Annotated in this window: 22 protein-coding genes; 10 read left to right on the plus strand and 12 right to left on the minus strand. The window is 72.2% G+C overall.

What is annotated here, in order from left to right; genetic code table 11:
* Positions 1–209: 209 nt before the first annotated feature.
* The gene (locus KRAD_RS20600; RefSeq protein ID WP_012087600.1) at positions 210–794 is read right to left on the minus strand and encodes a CGNR zinc finger domain-containing protein; all 585 of its coding nucleotides are present in this window, start codon (positions 792–794) and stop codon (positions 210–212) included.
* A gap of 194 nt (positions 795–988) precedes the next feature.
* Here KRAD_RS20600 and KRAD_RS20605 point away from each other — a divergent pair, with 194 nt between their 5' ends.
* The 5 genes from KRAD_RS20605 (at position 989) to KRAD_RS20630 (ending at position 6,820) form a co-directional block, all read left to right on the plus strand.
* Positions 989–2,176 carry an epoxide hydrolase family protein gene (locus KRAD_RS20605; RefSeq protein ID WP_041293632.1) on the plus strand — a complete coding sequence of 396 codons (1,188 nt, stop codon included), beginning with the start codon at positions 989–991 and terminating at the stop codon, positions 2,174–2,176.
* The gene (locus tag KRAD_RS20610) at positions 2,173–3,396 is read left to right on the plus strand and encodes an epoxide hydrolase family protein (protein WP_012087602.1); all 1,224 of its coding nucleotides are present in this window, start codon (positions 2,173–2,175) and stop codon (positions 3,394–3,396) included. The genes KRAD_RS20605 and KRAD_RS20610 overlap by 4 nt, the downstream gene beginning before the upstream one ends.
* Before the next feature lie 1,390 nt (positions 3,397–4,786).
* A complete protein-coding gene (locus tag KRAD_RS20620) occupies positions 4,787–5,344 on the plus strand; it encodes a VOC family protein (protein WP_157873676.1) in 558 nt (185 codons plus the stop codon).
* A gap of 160 nt (positions 5,345–5,504) precedes the next feature.
* Complete coding sequence (locus tag KRAD_RS20625) at positions 5,505–6,095, plus strand: TetR/AcrR family transcriptional regulator (protein WP_012087605.1); 591 nt, start codon at positions 5,505–5,507, stop codon at positions 6,093–6,095.
* Between the two features lie 86 nt (positions 6,096–6,181).
* Complete coding sequence (locus KRAD_RS20630; RefSeq protein WP_012087606.1) at positions 6,182–6,820, plus strand: dihydrofolate reductase family protein; 639 nt, start codon at positions 6,182–6,184, stop codon at positions 6,818–6,820.
* A gap of 580 nt (positions 6,821–7,400) precedes the next feature.
* Here the strand turns inward: KRAD_RS20630 and KRAD_RS20635 are convergent.
* From KRAD_RS20635 to KRAD_RS20645, 3 genes are all read right to left on the minus strand, one after another.
* A complete protein-coding gene (locus KRAD_RS20635) occupies positions 7,401–7,661 on the minus strand; it encodes a hypothetical protein (protein ID WP_012087607.1) in 261 nt (86 codons plus the stop codon).
* 379 nt (positions 7,662–8,040) lie between these two features.
* Positions 8,041–9,057, minus strand: coding sequence for a hypothetical protein (locus KRAD_RS20640; RefSeq protein WP_041292278.1), 1,017 nt, complete (start codon positions 9,055–9,057; stop codon positions 8,041–8,043).
* A 457-nt stretch (positions 9,058–9,514) separates the two neighbouring features.
* Positions 9,515–10,876 (minus strand): C15 family peptidase, encoded by a 1,362-nt coding sequence (locus tag KRAD_RS20645; RefSeq protein WP_012087610.1) that lies wholly within the window; start codon positions 10,874–10,876, stop codon positions 9,515–9,517.
* A 102-nt stretch (positions 10,877–10,978) separates the two neighbouring features.
* Here KRAD_RS20645 and KRAD_RS20650 point away from each other — a divergent pair, with 102 nt between their 5' ends.
* Complete coding sequence (locus KRAD_RS20650) at positions 10,979–11,674, plus strand: GntR family transcriptional regulator (protein ID WP_012087612.1); 696 nt, start codon at positions 10,979–10,981, stop codon at positions 11,672–11,674.
* A 199-nt stretch (positions 11,675–11,873) separates the two neighbouring features.
* Here the strand turns inward: KRAD_RS20650 and KRAD_RS20655 are convergent, their stop codons facing one another.
* The 5 genes from KRAD_RS20655 to KRAD_RS20675 all read right to left on the minus strand — a co-directional run bounded on the left by KRAD_RS20655 (position 11,874) and on the right by KRAD_RS20675 (position 14,077).
* Positions 11,874–12,371 carry a DUF5063 domain-containing protein gene (locus KRAD_RS20655; RefSeq protein ID WP_238985864.1) on the minus strand — a complete coding sequence of 166 codons (498 nt, stop codon included), beginning with the start codon at positions 12,369–12,371 and terminating at the stop codon, positions 11,874–11,876.
* Between the two features lie 128 nt (positions 12,372–12,499).
* Positions 12,500–12,865: a hypothetical protein gene (locus KRAD_RS20660; RefSeq protein WP_041292280.1), complete on the minus strand. Its 366-nt coding sequence runs from the start codon at positions 12,863–12,865 to the stop codon at positions 12,500–12,502.
* Positions 12,866–12,997: 132 nt separating this feature from the next.
* Positions 12,998–13,315 carry a hypothetical protein gene (locus KRAD_RS20665; RefSeq protein ID WP_012087616.1) on the minus strand — a complete coding sequence of 106 codons (318 nt, stop codon included), beginning with the start codon at positions 13,313–13,315 and terminating at the stop codon, positions 12,998–13,000.
* Between the two features lie 181 nt (positions 13,316–13,496).
* Entirely contained in the window at positions 13,497–13,883 is a 387-nt protein-coding gene (locus KRAD_RS20670; protein ID WP_012087617.1) for a type II toxin-antitoxin system death-on-curing family toxin, read from the minus strand.
* Positions 13,880–14,077, minus strand: a complete 198-nt coding sequence (locus KRAD_RS20675; protein ID WP_012087618.1) for a ribbon-helix-helix protein, CopG family — start codon at positions 14,075–14,077, stop codon at positions 13,880–13,882. Before KRAD_RS20675 ends, KRAD_RS20670 begins: the two co-directional genes overlap by 4 nt.
* A 150-nt stretch (positions 14,078–14,227) precedes the next feature.
* Here KRAD_RS20675 and KRAD_RS20680 point away from each other — a divergent pair, with 150 nt between their 5' ends.
* Entirely contained in the window at positions 14,228–14,524 is a 297-nt protein-coding gene (locus KRAD_RS20680) for an antibiotic biosynthesis monooxygenase family protein (RefSeq protein WP_041292281.1), read from the plus strand.
* 69 nt (positions 14,525–14,593) lie between these two features.
* On the opposite strand, the gene KRAD_RS20685 is transcribed toward KRAD_RS20680, so the two are convergent.
* Positions 14,594–15,253, minus strand: coding sequence for a maleylpyruvate isomerase family mycothiol-dependent enzyme (locus tag KRAD_RS20685; protein ID WP_041292282.1), 660 nt, complete (start codon positions 15,251–15,253; stop codon positions 14,594–14,596).
* A 423-nt stretch (positions 15,254–15,676) separates the two neighbouring features.
* Positions 15,677–15,805 (minus strand): hypothetical protein, encoded by a 129-nt coding sequence (locus KRAD_RS27710; protein WP_275263095.1) that lies wholly within the window; start codon positions 15,803–15,805, stop codon positions 15,677–15,679.
* Positions 15,806–16,107: 302 nt separating this feature from the next.
* On the opposite strand from KRAD_RS27710, the gene KRAD_RS20690 reads away from it, so the two are divergent.
* Positions 16,108–16,806 (plus strand): hypothetical protein, encoded by a 699-nt coding sequence (locus KRAD_RS20690; protein ID WP_041292283.1) that lies wholly within the window; start codon positions 16,108–16,110, stop codon positions 16,804–16,806.
* Positions 16,807–17,025: 219 nt separating this feature from the next.
* Positions 17,026–17,460 carry a hypothetical protein gene (locus KRAD_RS20695; RefSeq protein WP_157873677.1) on the plus strand — a complete coding sequence of 145 codons (435 nt, stop codon included), beginning with the start codon at positions 17,026–17,028 and terminating at the stop codon, positions 17,458–17,460.
* A 156-nt stretch (positions 17,461–17,616) separates the two neighbouring features.
* On the opposite strand, the gene KRAD_RS20700 is transcribed toward KRAD_RS20695, so the two are convergent.
* Positions 17,617–18,672, minus strand: coding sequence for an ABC transporter substrate-binding protein (locus KRAD_RS20700; protein ID WP_012087624.1), 1,056 nt, complete (start codon positions 18,670–18,672; stop codon positions 17,617–17,619).
* A 333-nt stretch (positions 18,673–19,005) separates the two neighbouring features.
* On the opposite strand from KRAD_RS20700, the gene KRAD_RS20705 reads away from it, so the two are divergent.
* A complete protein-coding gene (locus KRAD_RS20705) occupies positions 19,006–19,407 on the plus strand; it encodes a RidA family protein (RefSeq protein ID WP_012087625.1) in 402 nt (133 codons plus the stop codon).
* Positions 19,408–19,552 lie beyond the last annotated feature (145 nt).

Genomic DNA, 19,552 nt, shown 5'->3' on the forward strand with positions numbered 1-19,552 from the left:
AGTCGATGGGGTGGCGGGTGGGGTGGGCTCGAGAGGCACCTGGGCATCCGATCGTCCTCGGCCGGTACCCGGGGGTCGCCGTGGTGAACGGTGCCCGGGGAGTCGGTGAACACGATCAGCGTCGACGTGCTCGTGGGGTGAGCAGCGCGGACGTCGAGGCCGCGCGGCATCCACCGTTCACCGGCAGCGGTGTGGGCGGGAGGGCCGGTTCAGCCGCTCCTGCGCTGGCGGTAGGTGCGGGTCTTGTGCCGGTTGCCGCAGATCTCCATGGAGCACCAGCGGCCTGCGCCGCTGCGGGAGGTGTCGTGGAAGGCCCAGCGGCAGTCCGGCGCCGCGCACAGCTTCAGGCGGGCCCAGCGGCCGGTGGCGGCGCTGGCGGCGACCGTCTCGACGATGACGTCGAGTCCCGCCACGCCGGTGGCCGCGGCCAGGCGCAGCCGGCCGGGAGGGTCCGGCACCAGGCGCAGCGGGAAGCGGGCCAGGAGGTTCTCGGCTGGCGTCGGGTCGACCCGGGAGAGCGCCGGCTCACGGGGTGCCCGGAGCGGTGCGCTGGTCGACGCGTCGCCCAGGACGTCGCGCAACGCGGTGCGCAGCGCCACCGCGGTGTCCAGGTCACGCGGGTGCAGGGCCGTGTCGGCGCTCGCGAGGTCGCGGGCCTGCAGCCAGGCGGTGAGGGCTTCGAGGGAGGTCAGTTCGTCAGCGGCGGTGTGCTCGCGGCCGTGGCGGGTGAACGCCCGCTGGTCGAGGGTGTTGAGGAACTGCTCGACGAGGTCGAGGTCTCCCGCTCCGTGCATCACGACACCAGTGTAGGTCGAATCCGGTGTTGACAAGGCCACCGACACCAGCTCTACGCTTCACTGGTGTCGACAGCGCCGACGCTGGGACCACCCCCGAGACCGCTGGAGGGACTGCTGTGGACACCACCTCGAAGACCACCGTGGAGGACGGAACGACCACGCCCGTCGACCGGCGTCCGGTCGACCACCCCCTGGTGGAGGTGCCTGACGCCGAGCTCGAGGACCTGCGCGCCCGGCTGCGGTCGACCAGGTGGGCCGCGCCGTGGCCTGCTCCGGGCCGAGAGCCGTGGCAGGCGGGCACCGACGGGGACGAACTGCGCCGCCTGGTCGCCTACTGGGCCGACGGCTACGACTGGCGCCGGTACGAGGCCCGGATCAACGCGCTGCCCTCCCACGTCGCCGACATCGACGGCACGCGCATCCACTACCTGCGCTTCGACGCTGAAGGGGGCCAGGAGGATCAGGGAGACCAGGGAGGTCGCGGCGCGCGACGGGCCCTGCCGATCGTGCTGACAAACGGCTGGCCCAGCACCTTCTACGAACTGGTGGAGCTCGCCCAGCGGCTCTCGGCTCCCTCCCGCTTCGGCGGCGACCCCCGGGACGCCTTCACCGTCATCGCGCCGTCGCTGCCCGGTTTCACCTTCTCCACCCAGCGCCCCAGCCTGGATCGTGCGCTGCCGACGCACGAGTCGTGGCACCGCCTCGTGCACGACGTCCTCGGCTTCCCTCGCTACGGCGCCCACGGCGGGGACCTCGGTGCGGGCATCACCGGCTGGCTGGCTCAGGCCCACCCGGAGGCCGTGGTCGGGATCCACCTCCTCGACGTCGATCGCACCCCGCCCGCCGACGCCACCGGCCTGACCGCTGAGGAACGCGCCTACCTGGACGCGATGGCGACCTGGTCGGCGGAGGAGGGCGCTTACGCCCACCAGCACAGCACCCGCCCGCTGACCCTGGCCCAGGCGCTGAGCGATTCCCCCTCGGGCCTGCTGGCCTGGATCCTGGAGAAGTACCGGGCCTGGAGCGACTGCGGCGGGCAGGTGTCCTCCCGCTTCAGCGACGACTTCCTGCTCACCCAGGCCTCGCTGTACTGGTTCACCGCCACCATCTCCACCTCGTTGCGGCCCTACTACGAACGCGCCCACGACCTCGCACCGACGCTGGACCGGGTGCAGGTCCCGACCGCTGTCGCGGTGTTCCCCGCCGACCTGGGCGCCGCGCCACCTCCGAGCTGGGTCCGCCGCCGCTACGACCTCGCCCGGTACACGACGATGCCGCGCGGGGGGCACTTCGCCGCCCACGAGGAACCCGAGCTGCTGGCGGAGGACATCACCGCCTTCTTCCGCAGCCTCTCGCCCCAGGTGGTGCAGCACCCGTGAGGCGGCACGCGTTCGTCCGCGCCGACCAGGCCGTCCTCGACGACCTGCAGGAGCGGCTGCTGCGCTTCCGCGCCGTGCCCAGCGCTCACCGTCACGGCGACCCCCTCGGTGGCGGTTCCGAGGACTCCGCGGGTGATCTCGGCGTTCCCGCCGGCCTGCTGAGCGCGCTCCTCGAGCACTGGCGCAGCGGTTACGACTGGCGCGTCCACGAGGACCGCGTCGCCGCCCACCCCTGGTTCGAGACGGAACGGACCGCCGTCCCCCTGCGCGCCGTGGTCCGCGAGGCCGTGGTCCGCGAGGCCGTGGTCCCCGACGTGGCGCCGGCCGCGCTCGCCGCCCCGGGCGCCCCGGACGGCCCGAGCGCCCCGGGCGACCCGGGCGGGTCGGCAGCTCCCGTCGTCCTGCTGCTGCACGGCTGGCCGGACTCGGTCCTGCGCTTCGAGCGTCTGTTCCCGCTGCTGTCCGACGTCACCGTCGTCGCCCCAGCGCTGCCGGGTTTCCCCTTCGCCGCGCCCGTGCCGCAGGGCGGTCTGTCGTCCACGGCGATGGCCGACGCGGTCGCGGCGGCCATGGAGGAGTTCGGGTTCGCGCGCTACGTCGTCTCCGCCGGTGACGTGGGCTGCGACGTCGCCGAAGCCCTCGCTGCGCGTCACCCCGGTGCCGTGTCCGCCCTGCACCTCACCGACGTCTCCCAGTACCACTTCCTGCACGACGTTCCTGCCGACCTGGACGCGGAGGAGCGGGCGTACCTGGCCCGGGGAACCCGCTGGCAGGCGGAGGAGGGTGGGTACATGCACGAACAGGCGACGCGGCCGAACACGCTGGCGGTGGGGCTGGGGGACTCCCCGGCCGGGCTCGCGGCGTGGATCGCGGAGAAGCTGCTGCGCTGGAGCGACGGCGACGGATCCCTGACCGACGTGTTCAGCCTCGACGAGGCGCTGACGTGGATCACCGCGTACTGGGTGAGCGGTGCCGTCGGCACGTCGTTCACGCCCTACGCCGCCGCCGGGGCGAAGAACTGGCCCCGCGTCGAGGTGCCCACCGTCGTCACGGTGTTCGCCCACGACCTCGTCAACGCGCCGCGGCGGTTCGCCGAACGCTTCTTCGACGTGGTCCAGTGGCGTGAGTACGAGCGGGGAGGTCACTTCGCGGCCTGGGAACGCCCCGGCGACTACCTCTGGGGTGTGCGCGCCGCGGTGGACCACCGGCGATCGGGCTGACCCCGTCCGACCCGCGCCGGATCGAGGACGGTTCGCCCGGGAGCGGGCCTGCGACGAGCCACGCCACCCGGCCGCGTCGACACGGGCGGCGCCACCGGGGCGACGATCCTCACGCGAGGTGTCGAGGCTGATGATCAGGAGGGCGCGGAGGAACCAGGTGGGCGAGGCGGTCGGCTCGGCCGCCACCACCGTGGCCGGTTCCTGTCTGCGTCAACGCCTGCGGTGTCGGGACGCAGGAATCGTCCACGCCACACGGGGAATCCCAGGAGGACGAGTCGAGGTGCACACCGGGCGGATCCGGAGTCGCGCAGCCGGGACCGATCCAGGCGCGGTTCCTCCCGGACCCGGCGTCGTCCCCATCGCCGGAACCGGGGGACGGATCACCCGAGGGCCTCCTCCCACCAGGCCGACAAGGGCCACGATCGCTGGACGTCGCCGTCCGCGGCGCGGGTGTGCCGCTGGAGGCGCGTGAGGCGGGCGAGACCGGCTCGCACCAGCGTCACCCCGAGCGGAGCGGCCGGTGCACGCCGGTCCTGGACCGCGCAGACCCAGCAGTCCGGTGGGCACGATGGATCCGCAACCACCGCGGTTCGCGGCAGGTTGAAGCGCACGAGTACTCCTCATCACGATGACGTCGAGAACGGGTGGGGCATCCGGAGGCTCACGGTCTGAACGGGCCTCTCGACCGGTGCCGGTCACCGGAGTGACGTTAGGAGCTGCACCGCACTGCAGGTCAACTCCATTTCGGGCTCCTCGGGGTGAGGCAGCGTGCTCCCTGGTCAGCGGAGCCGGTGAGCGCGAGGCCACTCAGTGGGTCCACTCAGCCAGGAGTTCACGCAGCCAGGAGAAACCCGCACCTCGGCCGTCGCCTCCTCGACCCGAGCCGTGGAGAGGGCATCGGTGGGTTCACCCACCTCGGCCGGTGGCAACCCCCGCCGCGCTGATGGACTGCGCCCAGGGCCGGGTGGGGCTGCACCGAGCGGGGAACCGGCCCGGACGATCGGTGTCGCGGCGTGAGGCGAGGAGGCTGCGTTCCCGGTGGTGGTGGACCGCCGGTCGGTGGAGTCGGTGCTGGCGACGTCGGCGCCGATGAGGAGCGGGTCCTTCGGGACGCCGGTGAGCGCGCCCGCGCGGGGCTTGACCTCAAGTCCGCTTGAGCAGGTGGACTCGCCGCATGCGTATCACTCACGTCCAGGTGCCCGTGCCCGATCCGGTGGCCAGCGCCGCCTTCTACGCTGATGTCCTGGGGGTGGGAGTGAGCCCAGCCGCCGGCTGCGGCGCCGCCCGTGCCGGCGGCGACGCGAACACCGCTGATGGTGTCGGTGGCGTCGGTGGTACGGCTGGGCTGTGCGCACGGGCGGTCCAGCTGGGGGCGACCACGCTGGTGCTGGTGCGCGATCCGCACGCCGATCCCTTGATGCAGCACCTGGCGATCACGGTGCCCGGTGATGCCGGCCGCAGAGCGCACGACTGGCTGCGCGAGCGGGTGCGGGTGCTGGCGCACGCGGGGAGCACCCTCCTGGAGGCGTCCGCGGGGTGGCAGGCGCAGTCGGTGTACTTCCGCGCCCCGGACGGGACGGTGCTCGAGCTCATCGCCCGCCGGCGCCTGGCGGGTGACCTGGGGGACACGGCGTTCGGCCCGCAGGCCCTGCTCGCGGTCAGCGAGGTGGGGCTGGCGGTGCCGGACGTGGCGGTGGCGGCGGCGCGTCTGGAACGCGCCTTCGGGCTGCGGGCCTTCGGCGGCCCGCCGTCGTCCAGCTTCGGTGCGGTGGGCGACGACGAGGGCCTGCTGGTGCTGGTGCGCACCGGCCGGACGTGGTTCCCCACCCGTGACGCCGTCGCCGGGCCCGAGGAGGTTCACGTCCGGATCAGCGGGACCCCGGCCGGCTCGATCGACGTGAACGGCCTGGCGACCGTGACCGGGGGGAGTCCGACGGGCCAGGCGTGAGACGCCCGCACTCCTGGAGCCGTGGGCGCCGCCGTCGACACGTCGACGGGTGCGTGACCGGGGCGGGCGCGCGGTGCGGTCGCAGGTGGTGGCTCTTGACGGCCTCAGTTCGTTAACGTACGTTCATTAACCAAGGGTTCGGTCTCCAGGAGGGGTGGGAGTGGCACGGCCACGTACCGTCAGCGACGAAGCGATCCACGCGGCGACGGCTGAGGTGATGCGCCGCCACGGCCTGCAGGGCACCACCCTCGCGGCGGTCGCCGCCCACGCCGGGTTGTCCGCAGCGGGTCTGGTGCAGCGCTTCGGGTCCAAACGCCAGTTGCTGCTCGACTTCGCCCGCCGCGGCGAAGCGGCCACCGTCGAGTGCTTCACCACCGCCCGCTCCACGTCGACCTCACCGCTGCACGCCGTGCAGACCGCGCTGGCCATGCTGACCGCGCAGGTGCGTGAGCGCTCCGAGCTGGCCAACAACCTCAGCTTCCTGCAGCTGGACCTGGCCGACGAGGACTTCCGAGCGCTGGCGGCAGCCAACGCCCGCCAGGCGCAGGCGCAGATCGAGGAGCTGTTGCGGGAGGCGGTGACGGCGGGGGAGCTGGCCGCCACCGATACCGGCGCGCTGGCCCGCACCGTCTACCTCACCTACAACGGCGTGCTCACCCTGTGGCCGCTGACCGGCACCCGACCCCTGGCCCGCGAGCTGCACGACGCGGTCAGCGCCGTCCTGCGCCCGTACCTGCCCACCCGGCGGTGACGAACCCGCACTCCCGCCGGCTTCGACGTCCGCCGGCGTCCAACAACCTCCGTCGACCGTCCACCACGCGCAGAGAGCGAGCAGTCATGACCTCCGCACCACCGTCCTCGACGTCTCCCGAGATCCCTCCCGCGACCTCCCCGGCAGTGGTGACGCTCGCCGCGGCAGCCCCTCCCGGTGCGGGCTCGCCCACGCGGGCCGCGCCCTTCACCGGCGCAGTCTTCATCGCCACCAGCCTCGACGGCTACATCGCCCGCCCGGACGGTGACATCGACTGGCTCACCGAGCGCGGCGCTGACGCCGGGGACACCGGCTACGAGTCCTTCATCGACGGGATCGACGCCCTGGTGATGGGGCGCGGCACCTACGAGAAGGTCCTCACCTTCGACGCCTGGCCCTACCCGGGGCGCACGGTGTTCCTGCTCAGCCGCCGCGCCGAGCCCGGCGTCGACGACCGCGTGCGCGTCGTGCGCGACGTGGCGGAGGCCGTGGACGCGATCAGCGCCTGCGGAGCCCGGCGTGTCTACGTCGACGGCGGACAGGTGGTGCAGTCCTTCCTGGCCGCCGGTCTGGTCCAGGAGATCACCATCACCACGGTCCCGGTGCTGCTGGGGGAGGGGTTGCCCCTCTTCGGCCGGCTGGGAGCCGATGTGGATCTGCAGCACCGGGCCACGACCGTCCTGGGAGCCGGTTTCGTGCAGTCCACCTACGCCGTCAGGCGGTGAGGCCCAGCCCCTTGGATCCACCGACGAGACGCGGCCGCGGTGTCTCGAGGGGGTGGGTCGAACTCCCTCGGCTGGTGCCCCAGCGGCCGGTGGCCCGGGGCGGGGGCGACATGTCGCGAGGCTGCCGCTCGTACTCGGCCGCGGTGGTGGCGCCGGCGAGGGGGTGAGGCCGCACCAGCCGGGAAGACCGAGGCGGGAGCTGGGAGCTGCGACGATGCCGGGGCCGAAAACGTCGAGGAACCACGAGGCGAACCCGCCAGGTGCTCTCAGGTGCGGCGCACGACGGCGTGTCCACGCAGCTGGGCATTCAGCTCGGCGTGATGTGCCCCGGCGGGAGCGGACGAGCGGGCACGCCGGTGTCGGGGTGGTGCGCGCGCTCCTGAGGGCTGATCCGTGACGCCCCTCAATGCCCGGGCCGCTAGGACCGCCTCGGCCGCGGAAGGGCCGTCCCACGAGGAGATGACTGAGGTCCGGTGGTCAGCTCCGTCTCAGGGCCGGGGAGTCGATCGCGTGCTGGATCCTGCAGCTCACCGCGGCAGCAGCGGCAGCGGCTGGACGCAGCGGTGGCGGGCGCCTGCCCTCACCCCTGGTCCCGCAGGAGGGCCCGGTCCATGGCCGCGATCTCGTCGATGAGCCAGAGCGTCTTCAGCGCCAGGGCCTCGTCACCGGCGGCCAGGGCGTCCTGGCCCAGCTCGTGGACGCGCGACCGCAGGTCGGCGGTGCGTGTCGCCTGCGCCGGGGTGAGGTTCCGCCCCTGCGCGGTGCGGTCGCGGTCCGCGGAGTGCAGGTGGTCGCGAACTCGCTGCAGCGGCGACGGCGCCACCTGGGGTGCATCCGGCATCCGCTGGACGGTAGCCCGTCGCTCCCGCCGCAGCTACCACCTGGGGCCTCGCGTTGCCGAGGTGGTGCGGGGGGCCGCCGGGATGGCGTGGAGGTCAGGAGCGCGAGGTCGGCGAGCGGACGCCTGCCGTCGGACGTCGTCGGTGTGACTGGATGTCCATCCTGCACCGGCGCTTCCGCTGGCTGGGGCGTTCCATCGGGGTATCGGCCGGTCGTCACGGGTCACGGGCGCGGCTGCTGTCCCCCCGAGGCCGCGGGGGAAGCCTGGCCGCCGCAGGTGCAGCGCGCACCGTTGAGGGGTACGTGGTCGGCACCGAGCGGTGGACACGTCGCCCGGGGCGGGTGTGGCGGCTGCCTGTCCTCAGGCGTCAGCGGGTACGTCAGTCGCGTGCTGCCCCGGCGTTGGGGAGGCGCTCGACACTGGTGGACAGCGATGAGCCGACGCCGTGGGTCCAGGGCATGACGCGGTGCCAGCCGGCCCGCTGCAGCGCTCGGTCCAGCACGTCGGTGCTCATGGGTTCTGTAGAGACTGGGGAAGCCCACGGCAGCAGCCGGTACCAGCCCGACCACTCCCGCAGCTCCCTCGATCGTGACGGCGTCCACGTGGACGACGGGCTCGTCTCCCCGACGCCCGAGAGGGCTCTGGCGGGGGAGGGGGCTTCCGGCTGGTGCAGGTCGTCGGGTGGACGGGGGTCCTCCAGCAGCACGCGTGAGTGCCGTTGGCCTGTCTCGGGCAGCGTCAGCACCAGGCTGTGGGCGAGACCGTGGGCGCGGTGGACGACGCTGTCGAGATGGTCACCACCGTGGCCACTGACGACGGTGTAGGTCGCCCTCAACCGCTGCCCTCGGGGGGCGGGGCCGTCCCAGTCCGGCGGGTCACCGAGGTCGCGGGCTCGGGCCACTCCGCAGGTGAGGTCGCCGATGCGGTCGGTCAGTTCCGACAGGTGAGCGTGCAGCTGCTGCAGCGAGGCCAGCACGTCGACGTCGGATCCAGGTGGAGGGGCTGCTGGCGCGGGGGAGGCGGCGGGACGCCACCGGCTGAGGCCGTCGGGGGCCTGGCGCCAGTGCCGTGACCGCCGCGGCTCCCCAGCAGGGCCGGCAGAACCGGCGGAACCGGCCAGGGCCCAGTCCTGGTGCAGCAGGGTGTGCTGGGTGCGGGCGAGGTCTTCGGCGGTGTCGACGGCTTGCAGGAGCTCGTCGAGGAGGTGCCCGGTGAGGCGCTCGATGGCCAGGCGGCGGATCCTGGTGCGGATGCCCTTGCCGCCGCGGATCCTCTTGCCCCGGGCGGTGCGGTCCAGCGTGATCCACAGCTGGGTGAGGGCGTGGTCCAGGCGGGAGCTGGTGAGGGTGATGCGGCCGACGGCGAGCAGCACGTCGTCGGTGGGGGAGTCGGGCACTGGATGAGCATGGCCCAGGACGGCGGGAAGGCAAGATGAGTCCGTCGCAGGAGCAGGTGGGGCGGTCGCGGTCGGTGGGCGTGGCGCGCGGGTGCGGCCTCCGTTCACCGGCAACGCTGAACGCGCGCTGCCCGTGCGCCGTGCACCGGGCTCGCAACCCTCGACGTCGCCACGGCGCACTCGGTGGTCTCCCGCCGATCAGTGACCCGGAACGAACGTGATGGCCGAGTGCACCCGGGCGGTGTGGGATTCCGACGTCCTACCTCGGCGTCGGGTGGTGGAACGCTCCTCGCTCGCATCAGCCGAGCCCGGCAGTCGGCTCGTGGCTTCGAGCGGTCGGTGAGTACGGCGCTCGCCGTGGCGGGAAGCGCCTGTGCGCGGATGGTGCTGCGCCGGTCGACGAGGTCGGCGCAGCACTCACCAGGCATCGGAAGCGATCACGCAGTGCTGCGGGTGCTCAGGACGTGGCGTCAGGGTGCTCGGCGCGGACCGCGGCGCCGGCGGCGGTGACGAGGGCCACGGTCTGATCGACGACGGCCTGCCGATCGGCCTCGAACGCCGGGTCGGTGAGCAGCGACTCGTCGCTCGGGTACTCCAGCGCAGAAACGTGCAGGTGTCCTCCAGGGACGTCCCACGCCTGCATGCCGATCCGCAACCGGTTGGAGCGGTACATGCTCTCGTTCGACAGGTAACTGCCCCCCGGGCCCGACCCGGCCCGGCTGCCGGGCGTCGGGTCGTCCCCGCACTGCAGGGCCGTCGGCTCCGGCCACGTCCCGGCCGGCCATTCGCAGATGCCGTCGTTGAGCTGCACCGGCCACGGGCCCGTCCCGGCGGCGATCATCGCCTCGTACGGGAGGGTCGTCTCGATCCACTCCGGCGAGTCGTACGGCTGCGGCCAGTGCGAGGGCCGCGAGACCGGGCCGAACTGCTGGTTGCGGTTGTTGTCCGGAGAGCCGCCGCGGGCGTTGGCGGCCCACTGCTCGATGTCCATCTTGCCGCGGCCGGTCTGGCTGATCGTCATGATCATGTCGGTGCGGTCCTCGCCGGTGGCCAGCACCGGCCCGAACGCGTCCTCGACGACGCCCTGGTCGAAGTCGGTGTAGTTGACGGGCAGGACGACGGCCTCCACCGTGACGGGACCCTGCGCGGTCTGCACCGTCCGCCCGTCCAACTGCAGGGCGCTGGCCCCGGAGGGGTTGGAGTTGCGCAGGCTCGCGTCGAGGCTGTACGTGTCGAAACCGCTGATGACGACGCGCGTCGCGTCGGGTTCCTCCTGCGACCAGACCACCGAGGAGATCCCGCGGCTGGTGCGGTCGAGCAGGTGCAGCAGGGCCTGCCGCTGCAACGGGCTCTCCAGGTACGTGGCGTCCAGCGCGCGCAGCGCCGCGCTCATCGACGTGCGCGCCCAGTACAGCGGCCGGTCGTCGTAGCGGTCGATCGTGCCGCTCTGCAGGCGACCCTGGGCGCGGGCGACGGCGGTGTCCCACAACCCCTGGCCGCTGCTGCGGACGAGGTCCTGCGCCTGCTCCAGGGTGGTCGCCGCGCACAGCCGGGAGGAGAAGTCCGCGACGAGGCCGTCGAAACCGGCGGCGCGCAGGAACTGCTGGGAGGCGGGTTCCCCTCCGGGCACCAGCGGCTGACCGAGGCGGGACTCCTCGACGGTGAGCACGGTCGACGGTGCGGCGCACGCCGGGGCAGGGGCGGGGGCGTTCTGCGCGGCGGAGGGTGCCGCGGCACCGCCCAGCACGAGCGCGGTGGCCGAGGCACCGAGGACGGCGGTGCGCCAGCCGGTGCGGGGCGGACGAGGAGGAAGGGCCACGGTGACCTCACCAGGTGGGGGTGGGACGAGCGGACGGCCTCGACGCTAGCGAGTTGTTGAACGACCTGGCAATGGTCCTGCTGTTTCGACTACGTTTCGCAGATGCACTCCCCGGCGCCGGACGGTGACGCGCGACTGCCGGAGCGGTTGAGCTCCGCCGGCCGCGCCCTGGTCGCCGGCGGGGGCGCGGACCGGGTCGCGGAGGCCCTGCGGGACCTCGTCGCCGACGGCGCGCTGGTGCCGGGGACGCGGCTGCCGGAGGACGCGACGAGCGCGTCCCTGGGCGTCTCACGGAACACGCTGCGCGAGGCGTTCCGGCTCCTGGTCCGCGAGGGCCTGCTGCGCCACGAGCTGCACCGCGGCGTCTTCGTGCGCTCGCTGACCGCCGCGGACGTCGTCGACGTGTACCGGTTCCGGCGCGTGCTGGAGTTCGCCGCCATCGACGGGCCCCACGAACCCTCTGCCCTGCAACGAGCTCGCGAGGCCGTCGAAGAGGGCCGGACGTCCCGTCGGGCCGGTGACTGGGAGGGCGTGGGCACCGCGAACAACCACTTCCACTCCGCGGTCGTCGCGCTCGCGGGCAGCCCGCGCATGGACGACAGCATGCGCCACCTGCTGGCCGAGCTGCGGCTGGCGTTCGTCGTCGTGACCGACCCGCGCCCGTTCCACGAGCCGTACCTGGAGGACAACGGACGCATCGCCGACCACCTCGAAGCAGGCGAGCGCGGTCGCGCGGGACGGTTGCTCGCGGCCTACCTCGACCGCGCCGAGGGGCAGTTGCTCGCTGCCCACCGATGAGCCGTCCCCGCGCGGGAGCAGACGGATCGTTGAACAACCCTCGGAGTGCTGCGTGCGGACCCGATCAGACCGGTGGAGGCCCGCACCCGGCGCCCGGTGCACCTCCTCGCGGACACTTCGCCAGACCGGGGCCGCTTCCCCGCCGGCGCGGTCCCGCCCACGGCCGGTTGGTCGCACGGTGGGACGCAGCCGAGTCCGATCACGGTGAAGGGTGCCCGCGGTCGGTCGAGCGCAGCAGGAGGGCGCGGGTGGCTCCGGCGGCGTGGTGGGCCCAGTGCGTCCAGTAGTCCTGACGCCACTGCCACTGCACGTCGTTCAGGCTCATCCCCGCGTCGAGGGCCAGCAGCCCGTTCTCGGGGTCCCGCCAGACGTCAGCCAGGTCGTCGACGAAGTCACCCAGACCGACGCCGGCCTGGGCTTCGTCCTCGGCGAAGGGGTAGGACGCCTCCCAGCAGCAGCCGGCCCCGGCGCCGATGCGCTGCCCGATGCGCCGGTAGCAGGCGTGCCACTGCTCGTGGGAGACGGCCACCGGGGATTCCGCGTCGCTGGGTTCGACCTCGGGCAGGCGCAACGCCGAGGCGACGGCGTCGGCGAGGGCGGTCAGCAGTCGGTGGGCGAAGGCGGCGTCCTCGTCCCGACTGCCCTGATCGTCCTCTTCGCCGACGAGGGAGCAGTAGACCCGGGCGGCTTCACGCATGTCCACTGGAGGATGGTGACAGGACCGCCGCGATCGTCCGCTTCTCGGTGTAGCCCAAAGATCATCGACCCTGCATGACCGCGCCCGGATCGGGGGATGACTGTGAAGTCGCCAGGGGCGACCGCTGGTCAGGTGTTGTGCTGGGTGCGGCTGAGCTTGCGTTGCAGTGACCTCAAGACGGTGATGGTCTGCTGGTCACCCAGGGGGCTGACCATCTCCCAGTCCAGCCCCGACCCCCAGCGGTCGCTGACGAAGGCCAGCTCAGTGACGGCGAGGAGCTGCTGGAGGTCCTGCCCGGTCAGCGGCTGACGCTCCGTCAAGCGCTGGAGAAGACGCGGGCTGCGCTCGTGCAGGTCGGCGACGTCGCGAAAGCCCATCAGGCGTGCCAGCTCCTCGGTGGGGTGGGCTGAGCCGCCCCACTCGGCGAGGCCGGTGCTCAGCATCAGGCGCTCTTCGTCGTTGAGGTCGACCTCGAGGTGGGGTACTGCGGCCATGACCTCAGCATGACTTCCGCGGACGTCATCGTGATCCTTCTTGCCATCGAAGCTTGCGGCGGACGCCGCTACGACAGCGCCATGTCTGCGGGATGACCGTGCGCTTCGCACGCACCGCGGGATGAGCGAGCACTACGCCGAGGGACCTGCGGTGGCGCGGCGCACCCACGAAAGCAGAGTCAGCAGTGTGGCGGGGTCGAGGTCGCGGGCTGCCCAGTCGGCGATCGTCAGGTCGTGGGCGCCAACCGAGACGCCGTTGTCCAGGAGGAAGTCGACGATGTCCCGTCCTTCCAACGGGCGGTAGTCCGCGTACCTCCGGGGGGTGCGAGCTCGCCAAGACGGGGCGTCGTCCAGTACGTCGTCAGGCACCTCGAAGCCCAGGTCGACGCGCAGCACCTCCCAGTTCTCGTTGCCTGCTTCGTCGCGCTCAGGGATGAAGCCCTGTGTCATCTGGTCCTCGTTTCCGGCTCAGGTGTCCTGGTCCACTGAGACTGGCACCCGCCCCAGGCCCTCGCTGCAACATCCTCACTTCGCCATGTGAGGTCCTTACCGGCCACCCGGGACCGCGCACAACGCGGGATGACCGTGAAATCGCGTTTGCTCCGCCCACAGCACGGAGTGGTCGTGCGTCCTACGCGAGGTGCCGGCTGATCACCGCCGCCAGTTCCGCGGCGTCGAGCTCTCCGGCGGCCACGGCCAGCACCATCTGCTCGGCCTCGTCGACGTGCATGACCAGGTCGGTGCCGTTGAGCAGGCAGAAGACGCGGGTCGCGGACCAGGCCAGGCGCTTGTTGCCGTCGACCAGCGGGTGGTTGCGAGCCAGGGAGTGCATCAAGGCTGCGGCCTTGTCGGCGAGGGTGGGATAGGCCTCGCGGCCGAAGACGGTGGTGCGGGGACGGGCAGCGGCCGAGGCGAGCAGACCCAGGTCGAGGACCTGCACGTCCTCGACGACGCCGGCGGCGATCTCGAGCAGGTCCTCGGTGGAGAGGTGGTCGAGCGGGGGTTCGGGCTGGGTCACCGCGCCAGGCGGGCGAGGAGTTCGGCGTCCTCGGTGCGGACTCGGTCGATGGCCGCGCGCAGGCGAGCGGGACGGTCGGAGACGTACTCGCCGATGGCGGCGCGGGCGACTTCCTGCATGGAGCGGCCCTCCTGCTCGGCGCGGCGGCGCAGGGCGTCGGCCTCGTCGTCGGTCAGCCGGAGGTTCATCGCCATGCACGCATGGTACCGCTCTGGTACCAGTCAGGCCAGGTGCGTGGACCTCGTCATGGCCGTGCCTCGTGATCACGCGCTGAGCGCGGGACGACCGTGCGTTCGCCCGACCCGCCTCAAGCGCTGAGATGCGAAGCGGTGAGGATGAAGGCCATGATCCTCGAGCAGGCCGTCCTCGATGTCCGACCTGGCCAGACCGACGACTTCGAGGTGGCCTTCTCCCAGGCCAAGACGATCATCTCGGCGATGCCTGGCTTCCAGCGGCTGACGCTGTCGCGCTGCCTCGAGCGCCCGGACGCCTACCTCCTGCTGGTGCAGTGGGACACCTTGGAAGATCACACCAAGGGATTCCGTAGCTCGGCGCAGTATCACGAGTGGAAGCGGCTGCTGCATCACTTCTACGACCCGTTCCCGACGGTCGAGCACTACCGGCAGGTCGATAGCGCCTGAGCGCGTGACGACGCCGGCGTCGGACCGCGCACAACGCGGGATGACCGTGAGGTCGTGCCGCACACCCGCTCACGCGGCCCGGAGTCGCTCGTGCAGTGTCTGCACTCCTGGGCCGTTCAAGGTGTTCAAGCCGTCAGGCCGTCCTGAGACGACCAGCAGCAGGTCGCGGTCCGGTCCCTGGACCTCGATGCCGGACCCGTGCTCCCACGGGGAGTCGGTGGACACCAGATGGAGTCCCTTCACGCGCTGGGGTGCGCCCATGAAGCGGTTGCCGATGGCGTGGGTCAGGCAGGCGGTGACGACGTGAGCGGGTGAGGAGTAGGTCAGCTGCAGGGGGCGGGCGATGTCGTGGGCGTGGATGACCAGGTCCATCAGCGGGTCCATGGGGCTGCTGCCGGGGAAGCGGCGGGTGGACTCGGCGCTGTCGTGCAACTGCTCGAGGAGTTCGGTGGTGCTGTAGCGCTCGGCGCGGGCCGCGGCCATGGCGAGTTCCATGCGGTCGAAGGAGCCGCGAGCCCTGATCGCTTCGCGTGCGACCTTCGACACGGTCAGGCGTGTGGTGGTGGTCAGGTGAGCGAGGACGTTGCGCACCGTCCAGGCGGTGCACAGCGACGGCGTACTCCACTGCTCCTGCCTCAGGGGCATCAGCCAGTCAGCGAGTCGGTGGCGTTCGTCGCGCACGGCGGCGGTCGTCTGCTCGGAGGTCAGCGGGGACGGGTCGATGGCCATGATCGTGAGACTAGGGACGAGTCCATGATTCATCGATGCCGTGACAGCTGATCACGTCCACCTCTCGTCATGACCGGTAGATCGCTGAAGGTGCAGCGGTTCGTCGTGCCGGTGTGCCCGCCGACCCTGGAGTGGGCTTCGTCGTGCTCGCCAGGAGTGCGGACGCCGGTCTGCGCAGCCGTGGCAGGGAACGGGTGGAGGAGCTGGACTCCGCGTCCGCGGTCGGTGCGGTCTACTGCCGACTCGACGCGGAGACGATCACGGCGGAGCGGTTCGGCGATGACCTGCTGCTCTGGAGGTCGAACCGACTGCGACGGGGCGGATGCTGCGCTCGCGTTGACACAGCTGGTCGTCGATGAAGGGCCACCGACGAGGCATCGCAGCGCACGGCTCGAGCATCGGCGGAGGAGTCGGTGTTGAGTGTCACGTCCTTGCGGCGGGGGTGCGCGCTTCGCGCAGGCTGTGGCGCAGGACCAGGAAGGTGTTGAGGCCGGGCGTCAGTTCCAGCAGCAGGCACAGGGCGGCGAAGGCCAGCAGCGCGTCGAGGCTCACGCGGGCATGCTGCCAGGCCGCTGATGGAACCGGGCGCTGCACGAGACGCCTGGCCGACGGCGTGGAGCGGCAGGATGCAGGGCCGAACCTCGTCGCCGCTGGTGGGCGAGGAGGCCGCTGTGCAGGGGGAACGCACAGTGCGCGCTCGGACGGGCGAGGACGATTCCGTGCCCAGCGACGTACCCAGTGACGTGCCTGATGACGGGCGGGGCGATCAGTGGCTGGCGGGTCTGCTCGTGGAGGCACTAGTGCGAACGGGTGACGGTACACCACGGTGCCGCCGCAGGAGCCAGCATGAGGCCGTGACCTTCGATCCGCCCCCACACCCCCCGGAGGGGCACGACCCGGAACTCGGCCATCCCGCGGAGCTCGAGCAGCAGCGCAGCGAGAACCTGCGGGGCAGCGGGCACCTGCACGCCGGCGGGCCTCGCGGCGGCGGTGGACTGCCGCCGGTGCCGGTGGTCCTGGGCGCTGGTGGTGTGGGCCGCGGTTTGCTGTGGGCGCTCGCGTTCCTGCTGCTGGCTGCGGGTGGGTGGTGGCTGAGCCCGGGGGACGGGTTCGCCTTGCTGTACTTCAGCGGCCAGCTGGCCTTGAGCGCAGCGTGCGTCGTGTACGCCGTGGCCCGCCACCGTCTGGACACCGTGCGGCTGGAGGAGCAGGCGATCGTGGTGGTGACCCGGCGGGGGGAGAAGACGTACGCGTGGGCTGATGTGCTGGAGGTGTCCTGGCAGGGGTCGTCGTGGCCGTACGCCGGCAGCGGGCCGGTGCTGCGGCTGCGGGGTGGTCCTTTCGACACCCCGGGCCCCAACGCGCCGGCGCAGATCGCGCACCTGCCGATCTTCGGCCGGGCCGCTTCCCGGCAGGCGGTGGACCTGCTGCGTCGTGCTGCCGCGGCGCACCAGGTGCCGTACACGGCGAAGCTCATCGAGCTGATCAACACGGGCAAGCGCATGCCGCGGTTGCCCGGTGAGCCGCGTGCTTCGACCCGTGGCGGGCGGTGAGGGTTTGGAGCGGACAGTCGTGACAGCCAGGTGATCGGGAAACCGCGGCTCGGCCAGGGCTGGCGGACTCGCGGTGATGGCTCAGCTGGCCCTGCCCCGGCGGCTCGACGCCGTCTCCGCCGCTGCTCGCGCTGCTGGCAGGCTGCGGGAGTGCACGGGAGCAGCCGAGAACCCAGCCGAGGACCTGACCCCCTCACGCCCGGAACCACCCCTCCCGGCGTGGACTCGACCGGGGTGGAGCCGGTCTACGTCCTGCGCTCCTCCAGCCTGTTCCGGCGGCTGGTCACCGGCTGCTTCGCGGCCACCACCGGGTCCGCGACCTTCCGGGTTTGGGAGGGTCGGCATGACCTCGCCGGTGTCGTCCTGGGGCTGGTTCCGGTCCTCATCGGCGCTGTTCTCGTGCTCATCCTCCTCACCCGGCCTTCCACCATCGCCTTCAGCGCAGACGGGGTGCGGATCCGCTCGTTCCTGCGGTTCGGGCCGCTGGTTCCGTGGTCTGAGGTGGTGGACATCGAGGTGGCGGGACGCTGGGACGATGAGCCCTCGATCCGGCTGCCGATCGAGGGCTACGTGCGCCGGCGATGGCTGCGGGGGATGCCGGACGAGGATGTGAGGCGGTTGGCCGGCGCCTTCGCGCGCTCACGCGGGTGTTGAGGGTGGGATGCCTCGACGCCACCTGCCGCCTGGAGCGAAGACGTCGGACGGAACGGAGCCGGGGACCGGGACGGAAACCGAGGTCGATCTCAGCGGTCGCCCTCAGTCCCGCTGGTTGCTCTGCTCGGGCGGGGCGCTGTGGAGGTTCCGTCGTCCTCACCGGGGGAGGGCCTTCTCGAGCAGGGGGACGAGGGCGTCGAGGGCGTACTGCAGGGACAGGACGCTGCTCAGCGAGTAGGCGCTGGAGACCTCGGCGTCGAGGATCACCGCGCGGGCGTCGGTGACGGCGGGCAGCGCCTGCCAGACCGGGTCGTCGGTGATGTCGTCCACCGGCACCGAGATCGGGAAGGTGACCACCACGTCGGCGTCCAGGACCGCCAGGCGCTCGGGGGAGAGGTCCACGGTGAACCCGCTGCCGCTGACGGGCAGGGCTGCGATCTGCGGGTTCTGGACGAACCCGAGCCGTTGGAGGAACTGGACGCGTTCGCTCGCCTCGACGTAGGCGCCCCAACCTCTGCTGGTGCGCGCAGCCGCGCTGGCCGTGCGCCCTCGCCAGTGCGGGTGGGCAGCGGCGGCGGCCGCGAATGCCTCGTCCACGGCGGCGTCCAGACGCCGACCCTCCTCGGGACGTCCCAGTGCCTGGGCGATCATCGTCACCTGCTGCCGGCGGCTGGTGAGGTAGGAGTCCCCGTCGACGGGGACGCCCACGGTGGGGGCGATGGCGGCGAGGGTGTCGTGACGATCCTGGTCGCCTGAGCTCTTGACGTCGAGGATGAGGTCCGGTCGCAGGGCGGCGATGGCCTCGTAGGAGGGTTCGAGCGTGCCGATGATCTGCGGTGGTGTCGTGTAGCGGCCCGCCGCCCAGGGTCCGACGCCGTCGCCACCGAAGGCCAGCCAGTCCGAGGCGCCGACGGGCTGCACGCCCAGGGCCAGCGCGGTCTCCGCGTCGCCCCAGCCGAGCGCGACCACCCGTCGTGGTGCTTCCTCGACGGTCACCGTCCCGAACTTCGTGGTGATGGTGACGGGGAAGGCGCCCGTCTCGGCGCCCGTGTCGGGGTTGGGGGTCCCCGGGTCGGAGGCGGGTGCGTCCTCGTCGGACGCCCCGCAGGCGGTGGTCGTCAAGGCCGCGCCGAGAGCACTGAGGAGCATGGCGCGTCGGGAGGCAGAGGGGAACCGGGTCATGGTGGGGGTCAGCTCCTGAGGGGTCGCCATCGAGTGAGGCTGACCTTACCTGAGGGTGGATTCGACCCGCGGGGCGCCGGTGGGGAGCCTCCGCGACGCGCATCCGGGATCCAGTCGCTCGTGCGCTGGTCCCCTCCGGCTGCCGTGCCCGTGGAACGGCGTCGGCCATCGACGACCGCTCGTACCGCGGGGGGCCCGCGAGGTCGTGCATCCCGTGCTTCACGGCGACTACGAGGTCAGTAGTAGTTCCCGTGCGCCTGGCGGGCTGACGAGCCCGGCGGCCGTCGTGGGTCTCGGGTCAGGTCAGCGCCGCGCCGAACGCGGGACGACCGCGCAGGGCAGCGCCGGCGGCCCCGGACAGGCATGATCGAGAGCGTGTCCGATCGTGAAGTCGTCTCGTCCGGCGCCGTGTGGGAGCCGCTGGTCGGTTACTCCCGTGCGGTGCGTGTCGGATCCTGGATCAGCGTGGCGGGTACCACCGCTGCCGGCCCGGACGGTGCCCCCGTGGGTGGTGACGACATCGCCGAGCAGACCCGCGAGGCCATCCGGCGCATCGAGGCCGCCCTGGCGCAGGTCGGGGCGGGCCTGGGCGACGTGGTGCGCACCCGCATGTTCGTCACCGACATCACCCGGTGGGAGGAGGTCGGCCGCGCTCACGGTGAGTTCTTCGCCGACATCCGCCCCGCCTCGTCCATGGTGCAGATCAGTGCTCTCATCGACCCGCGTCTGCTGGTGGAGGTCGAGGCGGACGCGGTCCTGGGGTGACCCGGGCGCTCACCGAACTCTTCGACGAGACCCCGACGCCGTCGCCCGCCAGCCGCAGCGTACCCATCGCCGGATGCCCGTGAGGTTCGTACGTTCCTGGGCGCTCATCGTCGATCGTTCACCGGCTCGGGGTTCCTCGCTCCAC

Origin of the sequence: Kineococcus radiotolerans SRS30216 = ATCC BAA-149 (genome assembly GCF_000017305.1) — a bacterium.
Classification (GTDB): domain Bacteria; phylum Actinomycetota; class Actinomycetes; order Actinomycetales; family Kineococcaceae; genus Kineococcus; species Kineococcus radiotolerans.